Raw genomic sequence first — 17,763 nt, 5'->3', positions numbered from 1 at the left:
GAGCCTCAATCCCCACGTCGTTGACGGCCTACGGCGGAAGCCGCCGGTCACCGCGCCGCACGCGTCGCCGCGAGTTCTTGCCGCGCCCCTGGCGGCAAGCTGCCCGAGCGCCGGACGCGTGCGGCGCGGCCTTACGACCTAGCGCCTCTCGTAGAACTCGTGCAGGTCGTGGCCCATCGCCTCAAGCGTGGGCTCGTCGACGTAGGCCATGTGGCCGCACCCGTAGAGGTGCCAGCTCACGCGGCTCTTGAGCGCGGGAGAGAGGAACTGGCAGCTCATGTCATGCACGACGTTCCACCACGTGGTGGCAGCGTCGTAGCGTCCGCCGAGAATGGCGAGCTTGAGCGTGGGGTTGCGCCGCATCGCCACCGCGATGTCGAGCGAGACGTTGGGGGTGGCGACCCTGCCCAGGCCGGGCTCCTCGTGACCCCAGTCCCAGCCGGCGTTCACCTTGTCGTAGTTATTGGAGAGGTAGCGCGCCGGGCCCGCGTATCCCAGGTCGTCCGCGCAGAGGCGGCGGAACGCGCGCACCCAGGCGCCCTCGACCGCGTCGTCGGCGGGGTCCTCGCCGGCAAGCCACATGTCATAGGACTGCATCGGGGAGGGGGCGTCGCTCGAGAAGCGCGTGTCCAGCCGGCCGCAGACGCGACCCTCGTCCGCAAGCAGGTGCGTACGGAAGTCGAGCAGGTCGACGCGCAGGTGATGGGCGAGGATGTGCTCGGCGCTCAGGCCGATGAACGCCGCCATGCGCTCGGCCACGGCGCGCTCCTCGGCCTCGCCGAGGCGGTCGCCGCGCAGGAGCGCCGGGGCGAGCTCCCTCTCGGTGAAGTCCATGGCGCGGGAGAACCACTCATCCTCGTCCACGCCCGCACCGGCCCTGCCAAAGAACTGCGCGGTGGCCGCGAAGGTAGGCATCATGCCCAGGTAGTAGAGGTCATCCCCCGGATTGAGGAGCCCGGCTATGTTGAAGACCGCCGAGAGCATGACCACGCCCGTCAGCTGCACGCCGCGCTCGCCGAGCAGGCGCATGAGGACGGAGTTGCGCACGGTGCCGTAGGACTCGCCGAAGAGATAGAGCGGGCTCGACCATCGGCCATTCTCCGTGAGCCATGCGCAGATGGCACGCGCGAAGGCGTCGGCATCGCCGTCCGTGCAGAAGACCTTCTTGGGGTCGGCGTCCTCCGCGAGGACCGACCATCCGGTGCCGAGGGCGTCCAGGAACACCACGTCGGACTCGGCGAGCAGCGTATGCGGGTTGTCCTCGATGGGGGCATCCGCGCGCAGGTGGGAGACGCCGTCGGTCGCCACGCGACGCGGGCCGATGCCGCCCAGGTTGATGGGCACCGAGCTCGACCCCGGCCCACCGTTGTACGCGAAGGTCACCGGGCGCGAGGCATTCGCGCGCCCCTCACCGTCCACTGCCACGTAGGAGACCGAGAACATCCTGCCGAGAAGGACGCCCGCGTCGTCGCGCACGTCAAGATGGGAGGCGCGGGCCTCGTAGTCGATGCTCCGCTCTCCGTCCGTCCAGGTGAGCCGCGCCGAGGCGGGCTCAGGGACTCCCGTCGCGCGGTCCGCCGGGATGCTCGCGTACACGCCCCTCACCGAACCCGTGCCCTGACCAGTCGGCTGCTCCGGGGCAGCCGCCTCGCTCTTCTCCTCCGCCATGGACCTCATCTCCTTCAACGTAGACCGACGGGGACATTCTAGCCCCGCTGGCAAGCGCTACACTATGGGGACGGCCGAGAGGCCGCGAATCATCGGCCCTGAGTTTGGAGTCACATGAACGCAAAGCACAGTCCTTCCGACACCGCAGTCGCGGTCCGCCAGAGGACAAAGGGCGCCGGCATCCCCCTGTCGGCCGGCATGCTGCTCGTCACCCTCGGCGTCGTCTACGGCGACATCGGCACGAGCCCGATGTACACCCTTAAGGCGATCATCTCCGGCAACGGCGGACTCGCCACCATGTCCGAGAACGTCGTCCTTGGGGCGCTCTCCCTCATCATCTGGACGCTCACCCTCATCACCACGGTCAAGTACGTGCTCGTGGCAATGAAGGCGGACAACCACAACGAGGGCGGCATCTTCGCGCTCTACAGCCTCGTCAAGCGCTGCGGGCGCTGGCTCATCATCCCCGCCATGATCGGCGGGGCGGCACTTCTCGCCGACGGCATCCTCACCCCCGCCGTGACCGTCACCACCGCCATCGAGGGCCTGAGGACCGTCGACTTCTTCTATGACATCATCGGAGACAACCAGCAGATCGTAGTTGCCGTGGTCATCTGCATCCTGTGCGTGCTCTTCTTCCTCCAGAAGGCGGGCACCTCCAAGATCGGAAAGGCCTTCGGCCCGATCATGACGCTCTGGTTCCTGTTCCTCGCGCTCGCCGGCCTGCCGCACATCTTCGAGAACTTCGGCGTGCTGCGCGCGCTCAACCCGGTGCGCGGCATCACGTTCCTCTTTGACGGCAACCTCAATGCCGCCGGCGTCATGGTCCTCGGCAACGTCTTCCTCTGCACCACCGGCGCCGAGGCCCTCTACTCCGACATGGGCCACGTGGGCAAGCCCAACATCTATGCCAGCTGGCCGTTCGTGAAGGTCTGCCTCATCCTCAACTACCTGGGCCAGGGCGCCTGGATCCTCGCGAGCAACGGCTCGGCCGAGCTTGCCGCCATCGATGACCTCAACCCCTTCTTCCAGATGCTCCCCGAGGACTTCCGCGTCTTCGCGATCGTTCTCTCCACGTTTGCGGCGATCATCGCCTCCCAGGCCCTCATCACGGGGTCTTTCTCCATCGTCTCCGAGGCGGTGCGACTCGACCTCATGCCGCACATGCGCATCAACTACCCGTCCGAGACCAAGGGCCAGATCTACATCCCCATGGTCAACAACGTCATGTGGATCGCCTGCATCTGCGTCGTGCTGCTCTTCCAGACCTCCGCGCACATGGAGGCCGCCTACGGCCTGGCCATCACCGTAACGATGCTCATGACCACGGTGCTGCTCTTCACGTACCTCTCGCGCATCCGCCACAAGCCGGCGCTCGCCGTGCCGTTTGCCGTCTTCTTCGGCGCCATCGAGTTCATGTTCTTCTTCTCGAGCCTGACGAAGTTCTTCCACGGCGGATACGTGACCGTGATCATCGCGGCCGCGATCTTCCTTGTCATGTACGTGTGGCGCCGCGGCACTGCCATCGAGCGCACCCAGACGGTCTACCTGCCCGTGAACAAGTACCTCGACCAGATCTTCGACCTCAGCCACGACAGCGAGTACCCGCTGCTCGCCGACAACCTGGTCTTCCTCACCAACGACTCCTCCTTTGACAAGCTCGACCGCGACATCCTCTACTCGATTCTGGACAAGCAGCCCAAGCGCGCCCGCGCCTACTACTTCCTCAACGTCCAGGTGACCGACGAGCCCTTCACGCACGAGTACATCGTCGACGACTTTGGCACCGACTTCCTCTTCAAGGTGCAGCTGCGCCTGGGCTTCAAGGTCAACCAGCGCGTGAACACGTATCTCTACCAGATCGTCGCCAACCTCGTAGAGCGCGGCCAGCTCGCTCCGCAGAACCACAAGTACTCGATCTACCTCGAGCCGAGCGTGGTGGGCGACTTCAAGTTCTGCCTCATCCGCAAGACCCTTTCGCCCGAGACCGACCTCTCCGGCATCAACCGCGGCTGCATCGAGCTCAAGTACTTCATCCGCGGCCTCTGCGGTTCTCCCGCCCGCTGGTACGGCCTCGAGAACTCGAGCCTCATCTTCGAGCACGTGCCGCTCTTCTCCAAGACCAAGCGCCAGCACAGGCTCACCCGCATCGAGCGTGACGAGCTTGGCCACACCGGCCAGCAGCCCGTCCTCGCGCCCGACTCCGACGAGAGCGACGAGGACGAGGACATCTTCTCCGTCCAGATGCGCAAGGACCGCGAGGCGACTCAGGAGGAGGCCGAGAAGGCCCTCGTGGGCGGCGACACCGCCGCCTTCAAGCCGCTTCGCCTCGACGAGGAGGAGGACGAGCCCGAGGGCACTGAGTGAGCGTGCTTCGGCACGAGCGCGTCAGCCCCATGAGCTGACGAGAAGGCCTCCGGTCTCCAGCGAGACCGGGGGCCTTCTCATGTTGCGGAAAGGCCAGGGCCTCAGCCGCGCTCCGCAAGCGGCACGTACTCGCCCGAGTTGGGCATGACGGAGTTGTAGGCAGGCCGGATGATGCGGCCGGCCCCGTAGAGCTCCTCCATGCGGTGAGCGGCCCAGCCGGCAAGACGCGCCATCGCGAAGATCGGCGTGAAGAGGTCCTGCGGAATGCCGAGCATCGAGTAGACGAAGCCCGTGTACATGTCGATGTTGGTGCTGATGGGCTTGTTGATGCCGCGGACGTCACGCATGACCTCGGGACCAAGGCGCTCGATGCTGGCGATGAGGTCCAGCTTCTCGACCTGCCCCTTCTCCTCCGCGAGACGGCGCGCGTAGCCGCGGATAATCTCGGCGCGCGGGTCGGTCTTGGTGTAGACCGCGTGACCGAGGCCATAGAGCAGGCCGGCGCCGTCGAAGGCCTCCTTGCGCAGGATCTTGGCGAGGTAGTCCGCCACCTCGTCATCGTTGGACCAGTCGCGCACGTGGTCCGCAACGTCCTCGATCATGTCGCCGGCCTTGTAGTTGGCACCGCCGTGCTTGGGACCCTTGAGCGAGCCGATGGCGGCCGCATAGGCGGAATAGGCGTCGGTCCCCGAGGACGAGAGCACGCGCGTGGTAAAGGTGGAGTTGTTCCCGCCGCCGTGCTCGGCGTGCAGGATGAGCATGACGTCGAGCAGCATGGCCTCCTCGTGCGAGAAGCCCTCGTCGCTGCGCAGGACGTCGAGCACGGTCTCGGCCATCGAGTAGCCCTCGCGGATGGGCGGGACCATGAGGCGCTCGTCGTTCTGCTCGGCCACATGGGCGGCGTGCGCGACGGCGGCCGTGCGCGGCCAACGACCGAGCAGCGAGAGCGCGACGTCGATCTCATGCTCGGGCGAGGTGTCGTCCGGGTTGGGGTCGAACGCGTAGAGGAGCAGCGTCGCGCGCTGCAGGACGTTCATGATGTTGTGGCTGTACGTTGCACGCGGGAAGATGTGCAGGTAGCCCTCGGGGAGCTGCTTGCGCGAGTCAATGCGCGCCCTGAAGTCGTCGAGCTCGGCACGGGTGGGCAGCGAGCCCGTGAGCAGCAGGTACGCAACTTCCTCGTAGCCAAAGCGGTCCTCGCGCTGCGCCGCCTCGACGAGGTCGCCCACGCTGTAGCCGCGATAGATCAGGTCGCCGTCATCGGGCTCGACGCCATGGTCGGTCCGGTTGTAGCCGTGCACGTTGGAAATGGTCGTGAGGCCCACGAGCACGCCCGACCCGTCAGCGTTGCGCAGGCCACGCTTGACGTCGTACTTCTCATAGAGCTCGGAGGGGACCACGTCCACGGACTCGTATCCGTGGTAGAGGCGCTCGGAGTCGCGTGTGAGCTCCACGCCCGCGGACGGCATGGGGTAGACGTCCGCCACGTGCTCGAAGGCGGACGTCTCGCGCGGGGTGAGGACGGGCCATCCGGCCCCCTTGGGAATGCGAATCATGGGCAGACCTCTCTTTCCGTGAGCCGGGGCCACGAGGGCCTGCCCCTAGCTCGGCTTCCGCTACAGGCGGTACATGAACTTGAAGACCTCCTCGCGCTGGAGGTTGATCTGGACGCCAAGGCGCTCCGCAAGGGCGTCGAGGGTCGACTTGAGCTCCGAGAACTCCGCGCCGGCAAGGTCGACAAGCATCGTCATCGTGAAGGTCCCCTGGAGGATCGTCTGCGAGATGTCCAAGATGTTCGCCTCACGCTCGGAGAGCGCGCCCGCCACGGCCGCGACGATGCCCGGACGGTCGCTGCCAAGAACGGTGATGATGGCGCGCCCACCGACGGCCTGGTCGGTCGCGGTGCTGTCAGTCGTCATGTGTCCTCCTCGAGACGTCGTTGCGTCCTCTCATTGTAGGAGCGACTCATGGGACCTCACAGCGAACACATGAGGTTGACCGCAAACGGAAACGCTCCGCGGCGGCGCGCGGCGAGAAGGGCGGGCCGCGACCGGCGGGCTAGTTCTGAGCCGCGACGTCCTCCGAGCGACGCTCGAAGAGGGCGGCAACGTCCTCGGGCGCGCACCCGAGCGCCACGGACATCTCCAGTCGGGAGCGCTCCTCCGCCTGCTTGAGAATGCGCTCATAGGCCACAGGGGGCTTCTTGTTGCGCTGCGAGAGGCCCTCGATCCGCGCGCGGAAGGTCTTCACGATCCTCACCGAGTCACGGCACGTCCCGGTGCGAATCTCGTTTCTGAAATGCTCCTCCTCGAGGGATATGCTGCGGGCGGCAAAGTCATCGAGCTGCATGCGGGGATAGTCGTCGATGATCTTCTCCGCCTCGTCGCGCGTGAGCACCGGGCGCAGACGGTCCTCGCTCGCCACGGGGAAGCTGATGTGGACGGGATGCCGCTGTCCGATAGGCAGCAGCTGGTAGAGCGCATTGGGACTCTCCGTCACATCCTTCACCTGACAGACGCCCTGACCGGGATGAACGATGTAGTCTCCAACGGCATACATATGCATGCTCCTTTCGTGTTCTTAGGAGTATAGCACGAAAAGATGCTTTTTTGTACCGTTTGCGGAAATACTATTGCATTACTACGTATATATCAGTAGATTAGTTTATTTTTTACACTCTCCTTACCGGAGGCCTATGCTCGGAATAGACGGCGTGAGAAGAGCGAGGGCGGCGGGCTTTAGCCAGATAAACGGCCCTGTTGGCCATCATCTGCCCACAGCCCGCCGCCCAGGCACGACCTGCCTAGTCGACGATGGAGATCTTGGCGATCTTGGGCTGGTTCTCAGGGGCGACGGTCCCGTTCGAGTCCTCCACGGGCGTGTTCGCGCAGATGGCGTCGACGACCTCCATGCCCGAGGTCACGTTGCCGAAGGCGGCATACTGCCCGTCAAGCGAGTCTGAGGTGTCCTGGACGATGAAGAACTGTGAGCTCGCCGAGTCGTAGTCGGACGAGCGGGCCATAGAGATGGTGCCGCGGACGTGCGGGATGTTGTTGCCCACCCCATTGGCCGAGAACTCGCCCTTGATGGTCTCGTCGGAGCCGCCCGTGCCGTCGCCCGACGGGTCGCCTCCCTGGATCATGAAGCCCTCAATGATGCGATGGAACGTGAGCCCGTCATAGAAGCCCTGCTCCGCCAGGTGGCAGAAGTTGGATACCGTGATGGGCGCAACGTTGGCGTTGAGGGCGACCTCTATGGTGCCGTAGCCCTCGACTTCGATGGTGGCATGATGGACGCCCGTCGCGTAGGGGTCATCGGGATCGAGGTCGGAGGAGGCGTCGTCCTGGCCTGCGGCCCCCTGGCTGGCTGAGCCCTGGGCCTCGGAGGCTCCCTCCCCCGCGGGGGAGTCCCCCGACGAGCAGCCGGGCAGCAGCACGAGCGCACAGACCGCAAGCGCGGCGACGAGGGCGAGAAGGACGGGGACGCATCTTCTTGGTCTTGTCATGGTCAGCCTTTCACGAGGGACCGGGTCAGGCGCGCGCATGGCGACGCCGGAGCAGGACGGACAGCGCGGACGAGAGCGCGGCCGCAAGCAGGGCGGGAAGCACCCACCCCAGGCCCATGCCCGCGAGCGGCAGCGCGTCGAGCGGAAGCGCGAGGGCAGGCGCGAGGGCGTCGCGCAGGGCCTCGGCCACGCTCACCGCCACCGTAACGCCGACCGTCCAGGGCCAGACCGCCGGCACGGCGTCACAGCGGCGGCGCAGCAGCCCCATGGCCACGAGCACGATGGCGGGCGGGTAGAGCGCGCCGAGCAGGGTGGCGGAGAACGAGATGATCGCGTCGAGCCCAAGGTTTGAGACCGCGCACGAGAAGACCGCGAAGGCGAGCGCGCACGCCCGGTACGAGACGCTCGGAAGCTCCTCGGCGAAGTAGGAGCCGCAGCAGCTGATGAGGCCAATGCAGACGTTCAGGCACGCGAGCAGGAAGATGGCCGCCACGATCGCAGTCCCCGCGATGCCAAAGTGCGCCGAGGCCGAGGCGGTGATGACGACGGCGCCGTTCGTGACCGTCGCGAGATCGGCGGAGAGCTCGTATCCCACCACGCAGAGACCTCCGTAGACCGCCATCATGAGGACGCCAGCTATCACACCGGCGCCGCACACCGCTCGCGTGACGTCGCGAGGTGCGCTGACGCCGAGGGCGCGGACGTTCGTCGCTATCACGATGCCGAAGGTGAGCGAGGCGAGAAGGTCCATCGTCTGGTAGCCCGTGAGGAAGCCCGCCACGGCCGGGGCGCACCAGCTCTCCCACTACGGCATCTGCCCCAAGTGCGGCGCCCCCATCGACCGCGACTTCGTGGTCTGCCCGATCTGCAACACGCAGGTCAGGAACGTCTGCGCCACCTGCCACCACCACGACGATCAGCGCGATCAGCGCGGGCCCGGTGACGCGCCCGAGCAGGCGCGTCAGCCGTCCGGGGCGCAGGGCGAGCACGTACGCGACGGCGAAGAACGCCACGGAGAACGCCAGGCGGGCAAGCTCTGGCGACGCCCCCTCGGGAAGCAGCGGGGCGAGCATCTCGAAGGCCGTCGACGCCGTGCGCGGGATGGCGAGGCAGGGGCCGATGGAAAGGTAGACGAGGGCGACGAAGACCCGGGCGAAGGTCGGGTGAACCCGTGTCGCGAGGTCGCGCAGGGTGCCGGAGAGCGCGACGGCAACGATGCCGAGCACCGGGAGGCCCACGCCCGTGACGAAGAAGCCGAGAATCGCCGGCAGCCCCTCCGAGCCCGCCTGGACACCGAGGAGCGGCGGCAGGATGAGGTTGCCGGCACCGAAGAACATCGAGAAGAGCGTGATGCCCACGGACAGGGTCTGACGCGGGGCAAGCGAGCGAACGGGCAGACCGTCCCTCTCGCCCCGCGCGACGACAGGCGTGGAGGCCACCTGCGAGTCCTGTGCCATCACTGCGCTGCCGTGCAGCAGGAGACGACCCACTCGACGAGGTTGGACGTCGCAGAGCCCGCCCTCTCGGCGAGGACGTGCCCCTGGCCCCAGACGGGAGTGTAGGAGACGTCGGCGACACCGTCGTACATGCGCAGCGCGAAGACGATGTTAGCGGCGGTCCCGAGCGGGGCGTCGGTGTCGAAGAGGCCCTCATTGACGCGCCAGTGCGGGGCGACGGACGCCTGGCCGTAGCCCGCATAGTGGCCGCTCAGCCAGAAGAGCGGGTTCATCATCGACACGCGCGTGGCCATGTCGGTCTCGAGCGCGTCAACCTTCTCGAGGTCCTCCTCCCAAGCGGCCTCGTACTCGGAGCTCCACCCCTCGCACGCGGCGTACGCGTCGACGTTGGCCGCGACGAGCTCGGCCGCTATGGCGTCGAAGTGCAGGGTCGACTCCTCGCCGATGCCAAAGAGCTGGTTGGTGCGGGAGCTGCGGTTGGGAAGGTCGAAGGGGGACGCCTGCAGGCTCGCCGGGCGCAGGTTGACGGAGAAGTCGCGCAGGCTCGCCACCGAGACGCTCTGGGAGCGGTGGTTGTAGTTGATCCACCAGCCCTCGTTGTTGAGGGCCGCAAAGTAATTCTGGGCAGAGTCGTAGATCGTCGACTGGACCTGCGCCACGCCCGTGAGCGCGCTCGCGGCGCTCGTGGACGACGTCGCGGAAGCGGCATCAGCCGTCTCGTCAGCGCCGGCTTCGGCCTCAGCCTCGGGGTCCGACCCGGCCCCGCCGTCCGCAGGGGCCTCTCCCGTGCCGTCCGCCTGCGCCTCGGCCTGTGGCGTCGACGTGGCGGACTGAGCCGCAGCCTCTGAGGCGCGGGTCGCCACGAGGTTAGGGTCACCAGGGAACGTGGGCTCCTCGAGGCGCTGCGGGGTATAGGTGTACGGGAACGCCGTGTTCTGCACGAAGTAGGTCGCGGCGTCGTCGATGTTGCCGAGAAGGGCGCTCGCGTAGGAGCCCATCGCAAAGATGCCCGCCTCCGTCTCGTCGAGCGTGAGCTGCTCGTCCTCCGCGGAGCGCAGGTCCATCTCGTTCACCCAGGCGCCGTAGGCGGCGGCGAGGTCCTGGGAGAGGGCGCGGGTCCAGGTACCCTCCGCGCGGGTGTCGGCGCTCGCGTACTGGCCGGCCCCCCACTCGTAGGCGGCGTCGGCAACGTCGAAGGAGGTGAGGGGGCACCACGAGGCGCTTCCCGCGATGGCGTCGGAGACCGCGTTGCCCTCGGCGTCGTGCGTGACGGCGCCGATGGAGTCGAGGTAGGGTGCGAACTCAGCCGCGTCGCCCGAGGAGCCGAGCACGGCGCTCACGCCGCCGCCGGCCGAGAACCCAAAGACAAAGATGCGGCTCGCGTCGCACGGAAGGGCGCCGGCGTTGTAGCGCAGGTAGCGGACGGCCGCCTTGAGGTCGACGACCGGCCAAGGGGAGCCGCCCGGAAAGAGCTCGTCGGAGCCCGAGGCGGTGTCGTACCCGGCGGAGCGGCCGCGGAAGCCCGCGTAGACATAGATGCAGCCGGCCTCAAGGTAGGGGGCGAGCCCCTCGTAGCCATACACCGTGGGGCTCATCTGGGCCGAGAGCGTGCCGGTGTTGATGGGCATGAGGATGGGCGCGGTCGCGGGGGTGAAGCTGCCCACCACGGCCTTCTCGTTCACGGCGCAGGCGTAGGTGTCGCCCTTCTTCTCGGCGGTGAAGTAGGCGCCGGGAACGAAGATCGCGAGCGACTCGTAGGTCTCGGTCGCCGGGGAGAGGCAGTAGGTGAGACCGAGCTGGTAGTAGACGTCGTTGTCCTCGTCGTAGTGCCACTTCGAGGCGTCGATGGAGAGCGACTCGAACTTAGAGAGGTCGACGTCGGGGTTCTTCTCGCCGGGCTCCTCCGGGGCGGCGGGCTCGGACGGCTGCGCCTCGGGGGTGCAGGCGGCAAGGCCAACGGCGGCAGATGCCGAGGCCAGCGCGAGAAACTCTCTTCTTGTACAGCCCATCGTTCCTCCTTGTGCGCGGGCGTTCGTTCGCGGCTACTATTGTAAGCAACGGCCCGACGGCGCGGCCGCGCGTCGTGGGCGAACACCAATTCAGAACAGCCACGGCAGGGAGGAGGCGTCATGTTCAACTTCAGACGCAGGTCGGAGCAGACCGAGAAGGCCCCGGCCGCCCCGCTCCCCGATGACGCCCGCAGGCTGCGCCTGCGCTTCGTGGGGCAGGTCCAGGGCGTGGGCTTCCGCTGGACCTCGATGGGCGTCGCCCGCGAGCTCTCCCTCACGGGCTGGGTGAGAAACGAGCGCGACGGGTCGGTCACGGCGGAGATCCAGGGCTCCGCCGCGCACGTCGGCGCGTTCTTCTCGCGCATGCTCGAGGCGTATCGGCGCTACCCCATCAGCTACACGGTCGACGAGCGCGAGGACATCCCCCTCGTCCCCGACGAGACCGATTTCGAGGTGCGCTACTAGGGGGTGACCCCCTCGCGCGAGGTTTGTGCCGATAGTAAAGCAGGTCGGAGACACATGGCCTCCGACCTGCGAAAGTTCTGGTGGCGGGGAAGGGAGTCGAACCCCTGACACGGGGATTTTCAGTCCCCTGCTCTACCAACTGAGCTACCCAGCCATTTGGTGCGGGAATTACTATACCAAACTCGCCCGGCATGTCAAAGACTTTTTTCCAGCGCCTCCACAGGAGAGAGGGGCGGGCGAGAAGAACGGGGCTACGCCGCCCTTTCCGAGCGCGCCGCCTCCTCGTCGGCGAAGCGCTCCATGATGGCGCGCTCGGCATCCTCTGCATAACCGGGCCTGCCGCCTCGACCGGCGCGATAGGAGAATTCGAACTCCGCCTCCATCCGCCAGAGCCCTTGGTCTTCCGGCGGCATCTTCTCGAGAATCTCGATGAACTCGTTGCGGTCATCATCACCGCAATACAGTTCGTGGAACCTGCGGTTAACCTCAGCGTAGATGCTCAACTCGCACCCCCAGACTCTCCTCGTAACCCCTCAGCAAATCAGGCTCGTTCCCGCCACGCAGCTGCGAGAGCATCCGAATTGTTGCATCATCAATACTATACCCGGGCACGGGATTGCCGACCACCTCGAAGACGTACAGGCTCCCGTCGTGGCAGGCGATGATGCCGCGCCGCGCGCGGTTTGCGATGAGGCTGCGTATGTCTGCCGCAGACGGAGGAAAGCTGTCGGGATGGTTGTGGACGATGACGATCTTGGCCCCATCGTCCACGGCCGCCGAGGTCGCCCTCGCCAGCCCCTCCGTGAACTCGACCCTCTTTGGCGCCCGGGCCTTTACGACGCTTCCCACGAGCAAGCCGTCCCGCATGTCGTGGACGTAGAGGTCCTCGTATGGCGTTCCGCTGCGATGACGCAGCATCCTCCTGATGCCCTCGAGGACGGCATCCGCGGCGCGCTCGCCGACCGCATGCCTCACGAGCGCCCGATACGACTTGCCGCCGACTCGTCCGAAGTCAACTTCCCTGCGTGTTCCCTCGTCGCGCCACGGCGCCTCTTCCGACATGTCGCTACGATGCCTCGGGCCCGGTCATGACGAGGCGGCATCCGCAGAGGTCTATCTCGTCCCCGTAGGGGACGACGATGCGACCGGAGACGTCCCTCCCCCGATACGTGGCGGGGTTCTTGGAGCCCAGGTCCTCGACCTCCATGCCATCCGGCGTCGGGGCCATGTGCAGGTGGCGTCGCGAGACGGCGAGCGAATGGAGCACGACGTCGTTCGACGGGTCTCTCCCCACAGACGTCCCGCACCCGGAGACGGGGATCCAGAGGTCGACCGACGCCGTGCGGACAACGACCCCGACCTCCGCCCCTCTCCGCTGCGCGAGCGACGCCGCGACGGAGAGGTCCTCCGTGTCGCCTCCGAGATCGTCAGGCGAGGGCGCCGCCCCCGCGAGTGACGGCAGGGCTCCGGGGGCATGCCCCGCGTCCCTGGTGAAGTCATAGAGGCATCCGTAGCAGACGCCCATGTCCGCGTAGAGCTCGGCGCCACAGCGGGGGCACGACTTGGTCTCGTAGCTCCCCCGCGCGCCTCTCGTCAGTCCCATCGTCTCCTCCTTCGCTATGTGGCGGGTGGCACGGAGAGCGAGACGACCCACAGATGCTCCCCCTCCTCGACCCACCGTCCCCCATTCGCCGGGCGCTCGATCGTGCACTCGGCGCCGGGGCTCGACAGGAACTCCCCCGGGCCGACCCCTCTGCGGACCTCGAGAACCTCCCCCCGCTCGCCGACAAACGCGACATCGATTGGGTAGCTCATGCCAAACGTGTGGACGGAGCCGCATCGAAGGAGCATCACCGGCGCCGCACCCTCGTCCGTCCCGAGCAGCCCTCGAAGCCTCTCTGCCCACGTCGAGAGCACCACAAGCTCGTGGCAGAGCCAAGGCCTCTCGTCAGAGCGCACCCTCACGACGCCCACTCAGACCACCACCCCTGGCCGGTAGCGGTCGACGACGAGCTCCCGCTCATGCCGGAGCGCGAGGGGCGCCTCGTACGTCACGCCGGGCATCCGCAGAAGCCGCGGCCACGGTCGGTAGACGAGCGTGCAGGTGTAGCGCGTGAGAAAGGGGGAGACAACGAGAGGGGCAGCCTCTCCCCCGCCCGACACCACCTGGGCGCTCACCTCCACCTCGCAGGTGCCCTCCCTGCCCATCGCCCGCTCGAGCGCGGCCGTGACCTGCGCGACGGCGGCAGAGCCCTCCTGCTCCCCCGCGGGCGAGACCCCGTGCGCCACGACGGCGTCGAGCGCGGCCTGGTCGAACGCGGCGCATGCCTCGACGAACCACATGAGGTTGAGCACGATGAGCGCCACGACGATGGCCGCGGGCACGACGACCGCAAGCTCTACGGTCATCTGGCCACGCGCCGCCAGCCCCCGGCGCGCACGCCCGGGCATCACGAGCCACCTCCCATCCTCGAGAGGTCTATGGTGAGCGGGATGGAGAGGCCGGTCCCCGGGACGGGAATCTCGGCGAGGGTGAACTCGTCCTCCCCGACAGCGTCCACGAGCCAGAGGCCGGCCGCACGGGCGAGGTCGAAGGCGGACCCCGAGTCGGGCAGGGCGTTCACGAGCGAGCGAACCGTCGAGATTCGCTCGAGACCCGCCTGGTCGAGCACGTCCTGCGTGTTGGTGAGCACAGGCTTTCTCAGGCGCATGTCAACGGGCTCGAAGCCCGCGGCGCGCAGCACCCGCTCGAGACGCTCCCGCAGCCAGGAGCCCACGCTCCCGCCGAGCACCCCATCGAGCCCGCCGAGGAACTCCGACCCGGCGCTCCCCACGCTCTCGTACGCCGAGCCGTAGCCCACGAGCAGTCTCCCCCAGAGCTCCGTCACGCCGTCGAGCGCGCCGCCGAGGGCCGATTCGCTCGCCCCAAGGGAGTCAAAGAAGCTCGAGAGCACGTTGTTCTCCGCCGTGGCATCATCCGGGGCGAGCGCTGCCGCGGACACGGCGACGCCTTCGGGAAGCTCCGCGGACGAGAGGAACGACGCGGTCAGCTCCGGGGGAACGCTCGAACCCGAGCGCGCGACCACTGCGACGCACCCCCATGCGCCGGGAGGGCAGAGCGTGGGCCGGGCGACGGAGAGCTCCTCGAGCGCGCGCTCGAACGCTCCCTCCCCCTGCTCAGCAAGACCCCGCAGTCGCGCCTCCGCCGCAGCCTCGTCGCGCCGCGCCGCCTCGTAGTCCCTCGACGCCTCGACGATGATGCGCCAGTGATGCTCGAACCCGTTGGCAATGGACGTCGACGCCGAGGCGACGCGCCCCATGTCACCGATGTCCATGCGGCACTGGTCACACGTGGCGACAGACCCCGCCTCAGCGTCCGCGAGCGACGCGCTTCCGGACGGCGCGCCCCCGGCGCCCGGGCAGAGCGTGGACGAGTGCAGCGTGCGCACGCCCCCCTCGACGCTGCACGGCCACATGGCGTCGGTGTAGAGCCTGGTCCCGCGCGTCTGCTCGGCGTTTCTCGGGAGGCTCGGGAGGTCGACGCTCACCGTTCCGTCAGCGTGCTCCTCATATGAGCCAGACCGCACCTCCTCGAGGGCGTACTCGTAGAACGCGCGCCGGCAGGCGGAATCCGTCATCTCCTCCGCCCCGGAGCCCCCAACGTGGGCAGAGGCCAAGCGCGCGGCATAGTAGGCACGCGCCCTCAGAAGCGGGACCCCGAAGGTCCAGCCGTCCACCGTCGGATAGTCAGGGTTCTCCCCAATTCCAAGCCCCGCGAGGGAGGCCGCGCGCTCCCACAGGCAATAGGGCTCGGTAACGCAGTCCGCCCGCCACGCTCGCTCCTTCGCCTCGTCGGCGCGTCTCTGCGCCACGTCGACCTCGTCGGAGACCTCCTGCATCTGGCCGGAGAGCTCAACGAGCTCATCCTCGTCGACATCGGCCTCAAGAGCAGAGAAATCCGAGCGCGACTCGGTGGGAAACGGAATCGCGCATCCCGTGTACGAGACGCCACCCGCCTCGTTCGCCTCGACGCATGACGCCGAGTTGGCCACGATCAGCAGCGGGAGCGTCGTCTCGAGACGCTCGATTCCCTCCCCCGCGCTCGACGCGAACGACCTCCGGGCCTCCAAAATCCTCCCACCCGCAGACGTGACCTCAGCCCCCGCGGCGGAAAGGCCGGGCACGCACGAGACCACGAGCCCCGCCCCGAGCACGATGACGCCCGCGAGCCCCATGCTAAGCACGCACACGTCAATGACCTGGACGACCGTCGAGAAGGCCGCGACCGTGTTCTCCCCCGCGAGGGCGCAGGCGTCCGCCACGCGCTGCACCTCCGAGGAACGCCCGGCCACCCATGTGGCGCTCGCCGCCGCGAAGACGAGGGACAGGCTGAGGACGAGGGAGACCGCCACCGCGACGGTCGTGAACCCCCCTTCGTCATCCCTGAAGAGACCGAGGACGGGCGCGAGTCCCGGCCGTGGCCCAGCCCCAGATGCCAACCCATTCGTCATAGCTCCCCCCAATCCAGCTCGCCCGCAGGTCGCAGCTCACCTCGACCCGCACGACCACCGTGCCGCCCTCCGCCGTTCCCAGCGCGGACACAATCGCCCCGAGGATCGGAAGCGGCCTCACGCGCCCCTCGACCGACACGCTCACGTGCCCCGCGTCGTCCGGGCCCCCCGCGACGACCTCCCACGCGTCGGGACCGCCCTCGTGGAACAGCGGCACCTCGGGAACCGCCGCGAGCCTCCTTAGCGCGTACGCTCGCACCTCGTCGGCAGACCCTCGGCTCGTGGAGACCACGCGGGCGAGCTCGTAGGCCGCAGCCGACATCACCGACCTCGTGTACAGGACGCAGGCCGGCTGCACGAGAAGCGCAACGACGGTGAGCGTCACGGGAATGAGCAGCGCCGCCTCCACCGTCGACTGGCCGCTTCTCGAGAGCTCGCGCCCCATCTCAGAACGCCGCCACGTCTTTGAGGAGCGCGACCGCCCCCTGGTCCGTCCCATGTGACGCCGCCCCCGTGGCGAGCGCGAGCAGCCTCCCGTCACGCGCCGCATGCCAGACGAGCGCGAGCGCGCAGACCATGGCCATGAAGGCGAGAAGGACGAGCATGTACTCGAGGGTCGACTGGCCGGAGCTCGACCGCATCAGCGACTCCCGGCATCGACGTCGCCTGCGTCCATGCGCCACGAGACGACCTCGCACCCGCCGTGCGCGCCCTCCTGAACCACGCACACCTCCGCCCAACCCGCTCCCTGCACAACGCATGCCCATACCCTCCCCGCCAGATCGATGTATCCCGCGTGGGCGAGGACGCAGTCCCCGCGCGACCGATAGCCCTCCAGCACACTCGCCCCTTCGTCCACGACGGACCGCCCGCTCTCATACCTCGTCACCCGCGCCTCCGCCGGGATGTCGGAGCTCGGGGGCAGCGCCCCCTTGGCATCCTCGGACGCACTCTCCCGAGCGGCCTCCCCCACGGAAGGGCCGCCCGCCCCTGCCCACAGCAGGGCGGTCGCCCCCAGCGCGCACGCCAGGGCCACGAGGGCCGCCGCCCTGCCGGCGCGGGAACGCCTCACAGCGAGTTGATCCCACTTGCGATGGCGTCCCATAGCTCTGCCACCCGGTCACGGAACGCTATGATCGCGACGATGGCCAGGACCACGAGGACCCCCACCAGGATCGCGTACTCGGTCGTCCCCTGCCCCGCCTCGTCTCGCACGAGCGCACGCGCGCGTGCGACCACGCCCCGCTCCCTACCTCTTCTGATCATTTCCCTCTCCTTTCTCCTAGAGCTCGGCGCTAGCCGACCACCACCGCGGACCCGAGGAGCGGGCCCAGTATCGCCAGGAACATCGCGGGGACGATGAGCGTCCCCAGAGGGACGAGCATCTTCACCGGGACCTTCTCGATCTCCTCCTCGACTTGGGAGCGCTGCTCGTCGCGCATCGCCCGCGCCTGTCGCTCGAGCGCGGCGGCGAGCGGCGCGCCAAAGGCGAGCGACTCTCCCACGACCGCGGCGAAACGGCCGAGCGGCGCGAGGTCGAGCTCCTCCGCAAGCGAGAGCAGCGCCTCTTCCCTCTCCGCGACGCCGATGCGCCAGCTGAGCATCGCACCCTCGAGAGACCGCGCGAGCTCGTTCGCGCACCGCTCGCAGTACAGCTCCAGTGACGAGTCGAAGGAGAGCCCTGCCGAGAGGCCGAGCGTCACCACGTCGAGAAGGACCGGGAGCTCGGCGAGGCACTCCACCCTCCTTCGCGCCCTCGTGCCCGCCAACCGGGCGCGGCG

At 67.9% G+C, this 17,763-nt stretch carries 20 protein-coding genes, 1 tRNA gene and 1 pseudogene; 2 read left to right on the top strand and 20 right to left on the bottom strand.

Going from position 1 to position 17,763, the window contains the following annotated elements; all coding sequences use genetic code 11:
• Positions 1-138: 138 nt before the first annotated feature.
• Positions 139-1,668: a S10 family peptidase gene (locus tag BQ7391_RS05290; RefSeq protein ID WP_075279641.1), complete on the bottom strand. Its 1,530-nt coding sequence runs from the start codon at positions 1,666-1,668 to the stop codon at positions 139-141.
• A gap of 114 nt (positions 1,669-1,782) precedes the next feature.
• Here BQ7391_RS05290 and BQ7391_RS05285 point away from each other — a divergent pair, with 114 nt between their 5' ends.
• Positions 1,783-4,035 carry a KUP/HAK/KT family potassium transporter gene (locus BQ7391_RS05285; RefSeq protein WP_075279640.1) on the top strand — a complete coding sequence of 751 codons (2,253 nt, stop codon included), beginning with the start codon at positions 1,783-1,785 and terminating at the stop codon, positions 4,033-4,035.
• 101 nt (positions 4,036-4,136) lie between these two features.
• On the opposite strand, the gene BQ7391_RS05280 is transcribed toward BQ7391_RS05285, so the two are convergent.
• From BQ7391_RS05280 to BQ7391_RS05255, 7 genes and pseudogenes are all read right to left on the bottom strand, one after another.
• Positions 4,137-5,591 (bottom strand): citrate synthase, encoded by a 1,455-nt coding sequence (locus tag BQ7391_RS05280; RefSeq protein ID WP_075279639.1) that lies wholly within the window; start codon positions 5,589-5,591, stop codon positions 4,137-4,139.
• 60 nt (positions 5,592-5,651) lie between these two features.
• On the bottom strand, positions 5,652-5,954 hold the full coding sequence (locus tag BQ7391_RS05275) for an ACT domain-containing protein (protein ID WP_075279638.1): 303 nt from the start codon (positions 5,952-5,954) through the stop codon (positions 5,652-5,654).
• Positions 5,955-6,093: 139 nt separating this feature from the next.
• Positions 6,094-6,594: a CarD family transcriptional regulator gene (locus BQ7391_RS05270; RefSeq protein WP_075279637.1), complete on the bottom strand. Its 501-nt coding sequence runs from the start codon at positions 6,592-6,594 to the stop codon at positions 6,094-6,096.
• 244 nt (positions 6,595-6,838) lie between these two features.
• Positions 6,839-7,540: a peptidylprolyl isomerase gene (locus tag BQ7391_RS05265; RefSeq protein ID WP_075279636.1), complete on the bottom strand. Its 702-nt coding sequence runs from the start codon at positions 7,538-7,540 to the stop codon at positions 6,839-6,841.
• A gap of 25 nt (positions 7,541-7,565) precedes the next feature.
• Positions 7,566-8,321 (bottom strand): branched-chain amino acid transport system II carrier protein, encoded by a 756-nt coding sequence (locus BQ7391_RS12670; protein ID WP_268874297.1) that lies wholly within the window; start codon positions 8,319-8,321, stop codon positions 7,566-7,568.
• Positions 8,322-8,478: 157 nt separating this feature from the next.
• Positions 8,479-8,877 (bottom strand): annotated as a pseudogene (locus BQ7391_RS12665) (branched-chain amino acid transport system II carrier protein); the annotation flags it as partial.
• A gap of 119 nt (positions 8,878-8,996) precedes the next feature.
• Positions 8,997-11,006 (bottom strand): subtype A tannase, encoded by a 2,010-nt coding sequence (locus BQ7391_RS05255; RefSeq protein ID WP_075279635.1) that lies wholly within the window; start codon positions 11,004-11,006, stop codon positions 8,997-8,999.
• Positions 11,007-11,126: 120 nt separating this feature from the next.
• Between BQ7391_RS05255 and BQ7391_RS05250 the strand changes: the two genes are divergently transcribed.
• Positions 11,127-11,471: an acylphosphatase gene (locus BQ7391_RS05250; RefSeq protein ID WP_083662116.1), complete on the top strand. Its 345-nt coding sequence runs from the start codon at positions 11,127-11,129 to the stop codon at positions 11,469-11,471.
• Positions 11,472-11,549: 78 nt separating this feature from the next.
• Here BQ7391_RS05250 and BQ7391_RS05245 read toward each other — a convergent pair.
• The 12 genes from BQ7391_RS05245 to BQ7391_RS05190 all read right to left on the bottom strand — a co-directional run bounded on the left by BQ7391_RS05245 (position 11,550) and on the right by BQ7391_RS05190 (position 17,724).
• Positions 11,550-11,625 (bottom strand) — tRNA-Phe (locus BQ7391_RS05245).
• Positions 11,626-11,722: 97 nt separating this feature from the next.
• Positions 11,723-11,974, bottom strand: coding sequence for a hypothetical protein (locus BQ7391_RS05240; RefSeq protein WP_075279634.1), 252 nt, complete (start codon positions 11,972-11,974; stop codon positions 11,723-11,725).
• Positions 11,958-12,533 (bottom strand): MPN domain-containing protein, encoded by a 576-nt coding sequence (locus tag BQ7391_RS05235; protein WP_075279633.1) that lies wholly within the window; start codon positions 12,531-12,533, stop codon positions 11,958-11,960. The genes BQ7391_RS05240 and BQ7391_RS05235 overlap by 17 nt, the downstream gene beginning before the upstream one ends.
• A 4-nt stretch (positions 12,534-12,537) precedes the next feature.
• Positions 12,538-13,074 carry an FHA domain-containing protein gene (locus tag BQ7391_RS05230; protein ID WP_075279632.1) on the bottom strand — a complete coding sequence of 179 codons (537 nt, stop codon included), beginning with the start codon at positions 13,072-13,074 and terminating at the stop codon, positions 12,538-12,540.
• A 14-nt stretch (positions 13,075-13,088) separates the two neighbouring features.
• A complete protein-coding gene (locus BQ7391_RS05225; protein WP_200799584.1) occupies positions 13,089-13,445 on the bottom strand; it encodes a DUF192 domain-containing protein in 357 nt (118 codons plus the stop codon).
• Entirely contained in the window at positions 13,446-13,922 is a 477-nt protein-coding gene (locus BQ7391_RS12345) for a hypothetical protein (RefSeq protein ID WP_075279631.1), read from the bottom strand.
• Positions 13,922-15,883: a hypothetical protein gene (locus tag BQ7391_RS05215; RefSeq protein WP_235858624.1), complete on the bottom strand. Its 1,962-nt coding sequence runs from the start codon at positions 15,881-15,883 to the stop codon at positions 13,922-13,924. Before BQ7391_RS05215 ends, BQ7391_RS12345 begins: the two co-directional genes overlap by 1 nt.
• 25 nt (positions 15,884-15,908) lie before the next feature.
• Positions 15,909-16,427, bottom strand: a complete 519-nt coding sequence (locus BQ7391_RS05210; RefSeq protein WP_075279629.1) for a TadE/TadG family type IV pilus assembly protein — start codon at positions 16,425-16,427, stop codon at positions 15,909-15,911.
• Position 16,428: 1 nt separating this feature from the next.
• Positions 16,429-16,623, bottom strand: a complete 195-nt coding sequence (locus tag BQ7391_RS05205; RefSeq protein WP_129583917.1) for a hypothetical protein — start codon at positions 16,621-16,623, stop codon at positions 16,429-16,431.
• Complete coding sequence (locus BQ7391_RS12340; RefSeq protein WP_075279628.1) at positions 16,623-17,054, bottom strand: hypothetical protein; 432 nt, start codon at positions 17,052-17,054, stop codon at positions 16,623-16,625. Before BQ7391_RS12340 ends, BQ7391_RS05205 begins: the two co-directional genes overlap by 1 nt.
• Positions 17,051-17,248: a Flp family type IVb pilin gene (locus tag BQ7391_RS05195; RefSeq protein WP_075279627.1), complete on the bottom strand. Its 198-nt coding sequence runs from the start codon at positions 17,246-17,248 to the stop codon at positions 17,051-17,053. The genes BQ7391_RS12340 and BQ7391_RS05195 overlap by 4 nt, the downstream gene beginning before the upstream one ends.
• Positions 17,249-17,277: 29 nt before the next feature.
• Positions 17,278-17,724, bottom strand: a complete 447-nt coding sequence (locus BQ7391_RS05190) for a type II secretion system F family protein (protein ID WP_235858623.1) — start codon at positions 17,722-17,724, stop codon at positions 17,278-17,280.
• Positions 17,725-17,763 lie beyond the last annotated feature (39 nt).

The organism is Thermophilibacter provencensis (genome assembly GCF_900128445.1).
Taxonomy (GTDB): domain Bacteria; phylum Actinomycetota; class Coriobacteriia; order Coriobacteriales; family Atopobiaceae; genus Thermophilibacter; species Thermophilibacter provencensis.
The sequence above is the reverse complement of the archived record's forward strand: the minus strand, read 5'-3'. Positions and strand labels throughout refer to the sequence as shown.